Source organism: Maritalea sp. S77 (assembly GCF_049801075.1).
Lineage (GTDB): Bacteria > Pseudomonadota > Alphaproteobacteria > Rhizobiales > Devosiaceae > Maritalea.
The window spans coordinates 87,322-99,292 of the sequence record NZ_JBNAGG010000007.1 but is presented as its reverse complement, the minus strand read 5'-3'; the positions used below and the strand labels follow the sequence as shown (position 1 = coordinate 99,292).

The 11,971-nt window shown below is 54.2% G+C and carries 11 protein-coding genes; 5 read left to right on the top strand and 6 right to left on the bottom strand.

All coding sequences use genetic code 11. The features are described from left to right. From ACP15Y_RS16850 to ACP15Y_RS16835, 4 genes are all read left to right on the top strand, one after another. Positions 1-761: alpha/beta fold hydrolase (locus tag ACP15Y_RS16850; RefSeq protein ID WP_424984280.1), on the top strand; the 761-nt coding region annotated here is incomplete at its 5' end. 81 nt (positions 762-842) lie between these two features. Next, entirely contained in the window at positions 843-1,826 is a 984-nt protein-coding gene (locus tag ACP15Y_RS16845) for a hypothetical protein (protein WP_424984189.1), read from the top strand. A gap of 9 nt (positions 1,827-1,835) precedes the next feature. Beyond that, a complete protein-coding gene (locus tag ACP15Y_RS16840) occupies positions 1,836-3,347 on the top strand; it encodes a vWA domain-containing protein (RefSeq protein WP_424984188.1) in 1,512 nt (503 codons plus the stop codon). Between the two features lie 8 nt (positions 3,348-3,355). Next, positions 3,356-3,886, top strand: a complete 531-nt coding sequence (locus ACP15Y_RS16835) for a hypothetical protein (protein ID WP_424984187.1) — start codon at positions 3,356-3,358, stop codon at positions 3,884-3,886. 29 nt (positions 3,887-3,915) lie between these two features. On the opposite strand, the gene ACP15Y_RS16830 is transcribed toward ACP15Y_RS16835, so the two are convergent. From ACP15Y_RS16830 to ACP15Y_RS16805, 6 genes are all read right to left on the bottom strand, one after another. Beyond that, entirely contained in the window at positions 3,916-5,706 is a 1,791-nt protein-coding gene (locus tag ACP15Y_RS16830) for an aminopeptidase P family protein (RefSeq protein WP_424984279.1), read from the bottom strand. Positions 5,707-5,716: 10 nt separating this feature from the next. Beyond that, entirely contained in the window at positions 5,717-6,718 is a 1,002-nt protein-coding gene (locus ACP15Y_RS16825; RefSeq protein WP_424984278.1) for an ABC transporter ATP-binding protein, read from the bottom strand. After that, a complete protein-coding gene (locus tag ACP15Y_RS16820; RefSeq protein ID WP_424984277.1) occupies positions 6,715-7,710 on the bottom strand; it encodes an ABC transporter ATP-binding protein in 996 nt (331 codons plus the stop codon). The genes ACP15Y_RS16825 and ACP15Y_RS16820 overlap by 4 nt, the downstream gene beginning before the upstream one ends. Positions 7,711-7,719: 9 nt before the next feature. After that, a complete protein-coding gene (locus ACP15Y_RS16815) occupies positions 7,720-8,571 on the bottom strand; it encodes an ABC transporter permease (protein WP_424984276.1) in 852 nt (283 codons plus the stop codon). Then, positions 8,572-9,513 (bottom strand): ABC transporter permease, encoded by a 942-nt coding sequence (locus ACP15Y_RS16810; protein WP_424984275.1) that lies wholly within the window; start codon positions 9,511-9,513, stop codon positions 8,572-8,574. Positions 9,514-9,598: 85 nt separating this feature from the next. Next, positions 9,599-11,179, bottom strand: coding sequence for an ABC transporter substrate-binding protein (locus tag ACP15Y_RS16805; protein WP_424984274.1), 1,581 nt, complete (start codon positions 11,177-11,179; stop codon positions 9,599-9,601). 187 nt (positions 11,180-11,366) lie between these two features. On the opposite strand from ACP15Y_RS16805, the gene ACP15Y_RS16800 reads away from it, so the two are divergent. Further along, positions 11,367-11,939 (top strand): helix-turn-helix domain-containing protein, encoded by a 573-nt coding sequence (locus tag ACP15Y_RS16800; protein ID WP_424984273.1) that lies wholly within the window; start codon positions 11,367-11,369, stop codon positions 11,937-11,939. Positions 11,940-11,971: the final 32 nt, after the last annotated feature.

Sequence of the window (11,971 nt, the reverse complement as noted above, 5' to 3'; positions counted from 1 at the left end):
TTGGCCGCACCGCGGCACATATTCTGGGGTTAGATGTGATCGCGATTGAGCGCCCCGGCTATGGGGCCAACCCATTGGAAAAAGACATGGACCCTGTGGACCGGGCGATGCGTCAGGCCAAACGCGCTATGGATCATGCGGGTTGGAAAAAAGCAGTGATTATGGGGCAAGATATTGGCACCCATTTCGCCTTTGCCTTCGCCCGCACATTCCCGCAGCACAGCATGGCATTGATCTCCGGGGCCACCACCCCGCCCATGGGTGGCATGGATGACACCGAACATATGCCCAAGCTGCACCGGGTAAACGCCTGGGCCGCACAAAAAATGCCTGCCTTTATGCACTGGATCGTCAATGTGGGCATTGGTCAAATTCAGAAAAAGGGCGTGGACATCATCCCGCAATTATTATTTGCAGATGCAGAATTTGACCGGGATCGCTTAAGCCAAGCCAAATATCTTGCGGCGCTTGAAACAAGCTTTGCGTTGGTCACCGCCCAACAAGGCTTGGGCTTCACTGACGATATGCGCCTGACCAATTTCGATTGGTGGGATTGGCTGGATGATCTGGACCTGCCCGTGCATTTGTTCCATGGGCAACAAAGCCAAACCGTTGCGCAAGCGGCAGTTGAAAAAATGGCTCAAAGATTGCCGCAAGCCCAATTGCATCTGGTTGAAGATGCGGGCCATTCAATGCCCTTCACCCACGCCAATTTGCTTTTGCGACAGGCATTGCGCGCAGGCATTTTAAGCGGGTTCTGACCCCATTTTTCATAATCTATACCAAATGGTAGTGTTGGAAAAAATTATTGTCTGCTAGCGCAAGACAAAAGGAGAGATTTGATGTGGGATTTTAGTTTTTCAAAGTCGATGGGATTGATGCGGCAAACCGCACCCTTCTTGCTGTTTCGGATGGCGGTCTATTTTATTGTCGCCGTTTCTATCGTGCTGATCACCGGCACCGGGGCGGGCATTGGCTATGGCGTCGGCTTTATGGGTGATGCCGATTTTCAAGGCACCACCACTTTTTGGGGTGGCGGCATCGGCTTGGCACTCACCTTAGGCATCATCTTTTTCCTGCGTGAATATACGCTCTATATGGTCAAAGCTGGCCATATCGCGGTGATGATCGAAGCTTTGGACGGGCGCGAATTGCCACAAAATCAGGTCGCCTACGCGCAAACCATCGTGAAAAACCACTTTGGCAAAGCCTCAATTTTGTTCGGCATCGACCAATTGGTGAAAGGCGTGATCAACGCCATCACCGGACTTTTGCAAGGCCTGATGTCTTTGCTGCCTATTCCAGGATTGGACCGGATTATGGGCGTGGTGCGCGCTTATCTTAAAGTGGCCGTTGGTCTGCTCGACGAAGTGGTTTTGGCGCATATCTTACGCACAAATGCGGAAAACCCTTGGCATGGCGCGCGCGAAGCATTGGTGCTTTATGGACAAAATGCAAAGCCAATGATGATCAACGCTGCATGGGTCACCATGTTTGTTTATCTGCTGTCCTTCCTTGTGTTTTTGGTGATGTTGGCCCCTGCCGGGTTGGTGGTCTATTTAATGCCTGGCGCATGGTCTGCTGGTGGCATTGTGTTTGCCATTCTGTTCGCATGGGCGGTCAAAGCCGCCTTGATCGAACCATTCGCCATCGCCTGTTTGCTGCAAGCCTTTTTCAAGGTCACCGATGGGCAAGTGCCGAACCCTGAATGGGAAGAGCGTTTGGAAGGCGCATCCAAGAAATTCAAAGAATTGGGCAATAAAGCCGCAGGCTGGGCTGGCATGGGTCCGAAAGACCCGCAACCAGAACCAACCAAGCCCGCCTAGGGAGGAAAAATGAAAAAACTTGCCATGATCACCATTGCCAGCTTGGCAATGGGCGCTACCGCTGTGTCTGCACAAGAGGCGGGCCGCACCATTATTGTGATGGACGGTTCCGGCTCCATGTGGGGGCAAATTGAGGGCGTACCAAAACTGCAAATTGCACGCGAAGCTGTGGCCGATCTGTTGCCGCAATTGGAAGCAGACCGGGCTTTGGGCCTCGTCGCCTATGGCCACCGTCGCCGGGGCGATTGCAGCGACATTGAGGTGTTGGTGCAACCTGCCTTGGGCCAATCTGAAGCGATTATTGATGCCGTCAATGAAATGCGGTTCCAAGGTAAAACACCGCTTTCCGCCGCGGTGCGACAAGCTGCCGAGGCGCTGCGCTTTTCTGAAGAGCCAGCGACCGTTGTGCTTGTGACCGACGGGCTAGAAACCTGCGCAGCGGACCCCTGTGCCCTCGGCATCGAGTTGGAGGAAGCAGGCATTGATTTCACCGCGCACGTAATCGGTTTTGGATTGAGCCAAGCAGAAGGCGCGCAAGTTGCCTGTTTGGCGCAAAATACGGGTGGTCAATATGTGTCCGCGAAAGACGCCGATGGCCTGACCACCGCACTCAATCAAACCGTTGGGCAAACAGCCGAGCTGGCTGAGCCTGAGCCAATTGATCTGCCTACCGCGAAACTAACGGTAGATAAGCAAAGCACGCCGATCACCACAGCCATTGAAGTAAGTTGGGACGGGCCAAATGCTGAAGATGATTTCATCGACATTGTCTCGGCCAAAACGCCTGAACAAGCTGGCCTCGACTTTATCTATACGGCCAACGGCAATCCGCAATTGTTCAAAATGCCCGCCACGCCCGGCGACTATATTTTGCGCTATCGTTGGACAGGTCGCGCTGGCTGGGACACGATTGCCACCCTCGCCATCACCGTAACTGAAGCTGAATTTGTGCTCGACGCACCACAATCCGCCGAACAGGGGGAGATGGTCGACGTGACATGGAAAGGGCCAAACAACGCCGATGATTATATCGACACGATAGAGCGTGGGGCCACCCGCACCGATGGTGAAGTCACCTATGCTTGGGCCCGCGATGGCAATCCGGCCCAATTGCAAATGCCTATTACACCGGGCGAATATGATCTGCGCTATGTGGTGCAAGGCGAGCAAGGTCGCTCTGTTGGTTTGGTCGTGCCCCTCACGGTTTTGCCAACAACGGCAAATTTGGTGGCGCCTGAGCAGGTGAGACCCGGCGATGAGTTTGAAGTGCAATTCAACGCGCCAAACACCTCTGGCGACTGGGTCGATATTGTGACCCCCGGCTATGAAGAGTTTAGCGGCGAGATCACTTATTTCTATACGGAACACGCCCAAAATGGTGTGGGCCGCCTTACCGCCCCCACTGAAGAAGGCACCTTTGAGTTGCGCTATGTGTTGGAAGGGCGCGATGGCCGCATTGTGCTTGTGCGCAAACCGCTCATCGTCACTGCAAGTGCCGACGACACAACATTCTCAGAATAGGAACCAAGATGATGAAGATGAAAATTTCAGCCCTTTGCTCATTCATTCTACTCACCAGCGCCGCTGCCATAGACGCGGCGCCGATTGTGCCGCAAGACGGATTGTGGCGCGGCGATGCCACAGGTGGCAGCGTGGAAGATTGCAACCCCATGATGGAAAATATGTTGCAAAATAATGGTGCTTTCACCCAGAAAGGCGAAACACGCCGCATCGAATGGGGCGGCAAATTTGACCCGAATTCAATGAATATTTTCAACGAAGAAGGCGCACCCATGGCATGGGAAAGCACAGGCGAGAACAGCTATAAGGGCAAGATTTTTGATGGCTCAAGCTGCGCCAATGCTGACACCAGCAGCTGCACCCGCGTGGGCGCAACCGTGACCATGCAATTGATCTCCCCCACCAAAATTGAAGGCACCACATTGGTGGAGCTGGGGACGTTGATGGGCGACACCGAAGCAATGGCCGCGCTCAAGCAAATGGGCATGGCCGATTGCAAAGTGAATGTCACTTATGACGTGCAACGCGTTGGCGACTAAAGCAAAGGCGGCCTTGGGCCGCCTTCTTACTATATTGGCTGTGTGGTGCGTTTGAGATAATCAAGCGCGTCCGCACTGACTTGATCTATCAAAAGCTCAAAACACTTTTGATGATAGGCGTTTAGCCAGTCGCGCTCGGTCTCGGTCAAACGTTCTGGCAACACGGCGCTGGTTTCGATGGGCATGTAGCTTAGGGTCTCAAAGCCGTAGAAACCGTCACCTAAGTCGATGATCTCAAACAGGTTTTCGATGCGGATGCCATATTCTCCGGCCACGTAGTAACCGGGTTCGATGCTCAGCACCATGCCGGGCACCAATTCCACATCGTTGAAGGCGCGGCCGATGCGTTGGGGTTGTTCGTGGACGGAAAGATTGTGGCCGACCCCGTGGCCCGTGCCGTGATCATAGTCTTTTTTGATTGACCAGAGCGGCGCACGGGCGATGGCGTCGATGTGATGGCCGAAAGATTTTTGCGGAAATTTGAGCGTCGCCAGCGCCAAAAATCCACGTAAAACTCCAGTATAATTTTCGCAAAACTCAGGCGAAGTTTTACTAAAATTATAGGTGCGGGTGCTGTCGGTTGTGCCGTCAGCAAATTGACCGCCGGAATCGTGCAAATAAATCTCATTTGGGTCGAGCGCACGATTGGATTGTTTGGTGACTTTATAGTGGCACATGGCACCGTTCGGCCCAGCCCCGGAAATCACATCAAAGCTGAGTTGTTCAAAGCCAGGCAGTTGCGCACGCAGCTGTTCGATCTTTTGCGTCACCTCCAGTTCGGTGACGGGATCCCCCGCTGCAAAGCGTTCAGCGACATTCGCGTGCAACCATGCGCCCAACTCGGTCCAGGCAATGCCATCGCGCTTGTGACAATCGCGCATCCCGCCCAGCTCGGTGGCGTTTTTGATCGCTTTGGTCAGGGTGATGGCGCTACGGCCATGTTTGATCTGGCTGCTCTCGCCCGCCGCGAATTGCACAGCCACGGGGGTGAACAAGGGATCAAACCCTAAGACTTTGTCGCTGGCCGTATGGTTCGCAATGGCCGGCAAAAACCGTTCTGGTGCGCAAATTTCAACGCCATCCAGTTCGAAGTCAGTCAAGTCCTGTGGCACCTTTTGCGGATCGACAAACCATTGCACAGCCCCTTCGCGATCCAAAGTCAGGAACGAATTGATAAAGGGGTTATAGGCAATATCACTGCCGCGAATGTTCAGGAGCCACGCAATATTGTCCGGCTGATTTTCCACCAGCACATCAATGTCTTGCGCCACCAGATGCGCTGCAATGCGTTGCCGTTTGATGGCGGAGTGTTCGCCGCTCATTTGTTCGCCAAATGGGCGCGCTTTGTCAGCGACGGCGGCGGGACGATCAGTCCAGAGCTGGTCGATGATGTTGTCTTCCGTGGCGATCAGATGATTGTGCGACTCTGCCGCCGCTTCGGTCAGTTCTTGATGCCAACTGGCGGGGATATGCATGGGGTCAAAGCCGATGCGCAGGCCGCGCTGCTCTGTGGTTTTGAGCCAATCGGCCAACGGCTGGTCATGCAAATGACGATAAGAGAACAAGCCCTCGGGACATTGCTCGCGCACCTGCACCGTGTAGCGGCCGTCCACAAACAGGATCGCCTGATCCTGCGTGATCAGCGCCAACCCTGCGGAGCCGGAAAAGCCTGTGGCCCACATGAGGCGCTTGTCGCAATCGGCGACATATTCAGCCATATGGGCATCAAAGCGCGGTACAATCAGCGCATCCAAATCTTGGCGTTTCAGTGCGTCACGAATATCGCTCAGGCGCTTCGCTTGGGGGGAGCTATTCAACATGGGAAGACTTTCATTCAATCGGATCACGATGGTGACACGCCACTTGACCCTTTGCCGGGTCGCCCTTCAATAGCGGCAATGTGGTTTTGCACACATCTGTTGCGAGAGGGCAGCGCCCATGAAAGGCGCACCCGGTGGGAATGTTGAGTGGGCTGGGCAATTCGCCTTTGAGGGGAATGGCGTTGCCCTTATCGTCTGGGTCGAGCGAAGGGGCCGCACTCAACAAAGCTTCGGAATAAGGATGGCGCGGCGCGGCAAACAATTCTTTCGCCGGGCCGATTTCTACAACGGACCCGAGATAAATCACCGCCACCCGATGCGACACATGTCGCACCAAGCGCAAATCATGCGCCACAAACAAAACGGTCAGCCCCAATTCTTCCTGTAAACCAAGCAGCAAGTTCACCACTTGCGCCTGCACCGACACATCGAGGGCGGAAACCAGTTCGTCGGCGATTAGCACTTCCGGCTCAACGCTCAGCGCGCGGGCGATGGCGATACGCTGGCGCTGGCCACCGGAAAATTCGTGCGGAAATTTGTCTGCTGCATCTTGCGGCAGGCGCACCAGCTCCAGCAATTCGGCAATGCGGGCGGGGATGTCGCGTTCGGCGCGCATTTTGTGGACACTCAACGCCTCGCGCAACATGTCCCCCACCCGCATCCGGGGGTTCAAAGAAGAATAGGGATCTTGAAAGATCATCTGTACCCGGCGGTTATAGTCGCGCTGGGCCTTGCCTTTGGCATTGAGAATGGTCTCGCCATAAAACTCAATCTCACCTTGCTGCGGTTGATAAAGCCCGGCCAACACCCGCGCCAAGGTGGATTTGCCACACCCGCTTTCGCCCACAATGCCAAGCGTCTCCCCTTTTTCCAACCGCAGCGAGACGCCATTGAGCGCCTTCACTTTTTGCTGCGGCCGCCGCATCACCACATCTGCCAGGGAACGATTTTTGGCAAAATGCAGCACGATATTTTCAGTTTTGAGAACTGGTGTGGATAGCGTTTGGGTCATGATTGCCCCCCTGCCCCATCGGGCGCTTGGGTGGGATTGAAACAGGCGACTTGATGCTGGGTGCCTTCAAGCGGCGGCTTTGTTGTTGCGCAAGCGTCCACAGCATGGGCGCAGCGCGGGGCAAAGGCGCAGCCTTTTGGCAAGTTCATCAGGCTGGGCGGCGTGCCCGGCAACGAAAAGAGCGGGGTGCGCGGCTCGACATTTTCTGGCACCGACTGCAGCAGGCCCATGGTGTAACGATGCAACGGGTTGCGCAGCACATCGCGGGTGCTGCCCTTTTCCACCAGCTTGCCGCCATACATCACCGCCAGCCGATCACAGGTTTGTGCCGCGACACCCAGATCATGGGTCACCAAAATCACCGACATGCCCAGTTCTTGCGACAGGTCCAAAATCAACTTCAGAATTTGATTTTGAATGGTCACATCAAGCGCGGTGGTGGGTTCATCCGCCAACAGCAATTTTGGTGATGAGGCCAAGGCAATGGCGATCATCACCCGCTGGCGCATCCCGCCGGAAAATTGATGCGGATAATCATTCAAGCGTCGCGAGGCATCGGGAATGCCCACCAATTCCAACAATTCGATGGCGCGATGCTGCCGTGCTTTTTTGTCCAGCTCGGTATGGGCCACCAAATTTTCTTTGATCTGCACGCCCACGGTTAGCAATGGGTTGAGCGAGGACATTGGCTCCTGAAAAATCATCGCAATATCTTTGCCGCGAATTTTGCGCATTTGCGCTTCGGGCTTGGTGACCAGATTTTCGCCTTGCCACATCACTTCGCCCGTCACTTCGCCATAGCGCCGTGCCAGCCCCATGATGGACTGCAGGGTGATGGATTTGCCCGAACCACTTTCGCCCACAATGCCCAGCACTTCGCCTGCCGCGAGATCAAAACTAACCTCATCGACTGCACGGAGTTTTTGGCCACCAACATGGAAGGACGTGCTGAGATTTTTGACCGAAAGAAGGGGTGAATTTGATTGTGTCATATCTGTCCCCTATCCCCGTGGCCGCATCAGATCGGTGATGCCGTCACCCACCAGTGAGAAGCCCAACCCGGTCAACACGATGGCAATGCCGGGCATCAGGCTGAGCCACCATGCGGTGGTGATGAAATTGCGCCCTTCGGCAATCAGAACGCCCCATTCAGCCTGTGGCGGTTGCGCGCCCAAACCGAGATAGCCAAGAGAGGAGCCGAGCAAAATGGCCAGCGCCATATCGGTCATCCAATAAACAATCACCGGGGTGATGGCGTTGGGCAGCAAATGGCGGAAAATAATGCGGCGATCGGAATAGCCCATCACCTTGCCCGCCGCCGCATAGTCATTTGCCATCTGGCCCATAATTTCGGCACGCATCAGCCGTGCATAATAAACCCAACCCACAAGGGTGATGGCGATATACATATTGGTGAGGCCCGGCCCCAACACGGCGACCACGGCGATCACCAACACCAAAAAGGGAAAGGTGATGATCGCATCGACGCAGCGGCCAAAAATCATATCGGCCACGCCGCCATAATAGCCCACCAACGCGCCAACAAAAATGCCGATGGCCAAGCAAAAGATGGTGGCGAACAGTGCCATTTGCATATTGACCGAATAGGCCCAGATCACCCGAGAAAAAGTGTCTCGCCCCAAATTGTCGGTGCCAAAACAATGCAGCGCCGAAGGCGGTTGCTTGATTGCCGTGTAATCAAACACATTCGGATCGTAAGGCGCGAACAGATCTGGAAACAGCGCCAGCGAAATCGAGCTGATCAGAATAAAAAGGCCAAGCAAAAAGCTGGGGCGCTGAAGCGCCACCAATTGCGATTTACGCGGCAAGCGGAAAAGAAGTTTTTTGACCATTTACGCCACCCGCAATCTGGGATCGAGCCAAGCCTGGATCATATCCGTGAGCAAAAAGATGATGGAGACGAGCACCGCGAAAGTGAGCGTGAGGCCCTGAATGAGTGGATAGTCGCGGGCAAAAATGGCATCGAGCATCAAACGGCCTACGCCGGGCACCGCAAACACAGTTTCGGTCACCAAGGTGCCGCTCATCAAATTGCCGATGGATAGGCCCAACAGGGTGACAGTGGAGATCAGTGCATTGCGCAACACATGGCGGCCCAGAATGATCCGCTCCGGCAAGCCTTTGGCGCGGGCGAACTGCACATATTCCGCATCCACCACTTCTATCACCGAAGAACGCAAATTGCGCATGATGATTGCCGAGGTGTAGAGCGCCACGGTGAGCGCGGGCAAAAGCAAATGATACATATGTTCAAGAAATGTCGTGCCATATCCGCCCACTGGAAACCACCGCATGCGCGCGGCCAAAAAGGTGAGCAACAGCAAGCCAATATAAAAAACCGGGGTGGATAGCCCCACCTGAAAGATGGAGCGAATGCTGGTGTCGACCCAACTGTTGCGGTTCAACGCGGCGACAAAGGCCAACGGCCCGGCGATCAACAAGGAAAACAACACCGCATAAAGCGTGAGGAATCCTGATGCGGGCAAACGCTCAATAATCACTTGAGTGACCGGCGCTTTCAGCAAGATGGAATCACCCAAATTGCCAGTGAAGACATTTTTGACAAAGATGCCAAACTGCACCCAAAGCGGTTGGTCTAATCCCAATCGCTGGCGGATTTGCTCAAGCTGTTCGGCGGTGGCTTTTGCATCGGCCATGGCAATGGCCGGGTCGCCCGGCAAGGCGCGCACCAGCAAAAAGATGATCACCATCACGATCAGAAAAGTCGGGATGATTTGCAGCAACCGCGAAAAGAAGTAGGAAATGGTCGACATAGCTGTTCTCAAAGGACATGTGAGCGCCAATGCGCCCACATGCCAAGGTTAGGGTCAGGTGGATAAAGACCCATAGGAGGAGGCCCTAACGTTCGATCCAAGTGGACGCGAACTCATTATTGCCCAATGGGGTTTGCACATAGCCCTGCACATCAGCGGACAAAGCGACCGCAAATGGCGTTTCATACATAAAGAGCAATGGCGCTGCTTCATTGTAGATCGCCTGCATCCGCGCATATTGCTCGGCGCGTTTTGCTGGATCCATTTCCACATTGGAGGCTTCATAAAGGCTGTTGAACTCTTCATTGTTCCAGCCTGTGCCCACAGCTTTTGCCGTTGGGTAATAGCCCAACCAGCCTGCTACCTGCGCCGGGTCGTTCACATCATTCACCCAGCCATAGGTGTGGATGTCAAACTCGCCCGAGCGGTTTTTCGCGCCCCGGGTTGGCCCATCGACCTGTTCCACATTCAAATCAATGCCGATCTGTGACCACATTTGCTGCAACGCGCTCAAAATGATTGCATCGTCAGCCGAGCCTGCCAGAATGGTCAGGGTCAATTCGGTGCCATCCGGCACGCCCGCCTCGGCAATCAAAGCTTTGGCTTTGTCCAAATCATATTGATAAATCGGGCCATTATCAGTGGCCAATTGGGTGGTGGACGCCATCAGGCCAGATGAAACTGGCTTGCCCGCCCCTTGCAGCACCAATTGTACCAAAGCTTCCTTATTGGTGGCATAGTTGAGTGCCTGACGCAGCATCACATCTGCCAGCGGATTGGCAGAACCGTCGGCACGGGTTTCGCGGGTATTGATCGGTGAATAGATGATGCGGGTGGACGGGAACAGCTCCATATTGATGTTCTCATCCGCTTCCAATTCACCAACGCGGGCAAACGGGATAAATTCAGCCGCATCGACTTCACCAGCCTGCAGCTTCAAAATGCGGGTCGCATCATCAGGGATCACAAGGAAGTTGATGCCATCCATATAAGGCAAGGGCTCACCGTCTTCACCATCGCGCCAATAATGCGGGTTCGCGCCAAATTGCATCAAGGTGCCGCGCTGATGGGATTTCATCATGAAGGGACCGGACCCGACAAAGCCGTCAATCGCGATGCTTTGGGCTTTTTCCTGATCCGTTTCGCCGCTGGCCGCCTCAAACGCATCAGCCGAAACAATGGCCGTGTTGAACGTGGCCAACATCAACACAATGGTTGGGTCTGGCTGGTTCAGACTGATGGTGATTTGGTTGTCATCAGAGGTCACCTCTTCAATGGAGCTGAGCAATCCGGCCCATGGGCTGAGATCGGCATCCGAAGCACGGGTGAGCGAAAAGACAACATCTTTGCCCTCAATCGGTGTGCCATCAGAGAACTTGATGCCATCACGAAGGGTCAGCGTCACGCTTTGCCCGTCTTCGGCCACATCATAGCTTTCGGCCAAGCCAGCGGTTACGGTTTTGCCGTCCGCCTCGGTGCGCAACAAGGTGTCGTAAAGGTTGGTGACCATCCAAATATCTGGATTGCGGTCAGCGTAAATCGGGTCGATCAGCGTGGAATCATCATAGCGCGCAAAGGTCAAAGACCCGCCGCGTTCAATGGCCATGCTGGGTACTGCTGAAAACATTGCGGCGGCAGCTACAGTCGCCATCAATAGTTTTTTCATCCTAGTTTCCTCCCTCAGAGATGAATTTTACACTATTGCAGATTGTATCCAATCCAAACTGCTATCTGATTATAATTTAGTCAAGCTAAAATTTATTTTAGTAAAACTTAAGGGGTTGTGTTTGCGTGCGCAGCCATGCACATTGGCGCATCGATTTATTTACGCCGATGTTTGAAAGGCCTGTCCCGTGCAAGATGCCCGCCCTGAACCCAGCAATGAAGAAATTGGCTTTGCCATCAGGCGGCGGCGCAAAGCGCTGGGCAAAACGCTTGTGGAAGTGGCAGAGGCAACCGAGCTGACAGTTGGTTTTATTTCGCAAGTGGAGCGCGGCATCAGTGCGCCTTCCCTCTCCTCATTCATGCGGATTGCTCGGGTGCTCAACACCTCAATTGAGCAATTGCTGAATGTGAGTGAGCCGTTTGAACCGCTTACCAAAGCTGAGCACCGCCAAAGCTACAGCTTGGGCGAAAATGGACGCTGGTATGAAAAGCTGGGGCCGGGCTTTTCCGGCGCGCTTTTTTACCCCTGCATCATCCACCGCCCGCCTGGGCATGTGGCTGAGATGATGCAACATAAAGGCGAAGTGTTTTGCTATTTGATTTCCGGCGAGCTGGAATATCATCTGGGCGACAAGATTTTTGAAATGAAACCCGGCGACACGATCCATCACGACACCAGTGAAAAGCACTTTTCGAAGGTCGTGAGCGATGAGGAAAGCGTGGAACTTTGGGTGAGTTCCCACCCCATGACCAGCCATTAAATCTTAAAATCAAAACACCCACAAAACAGATT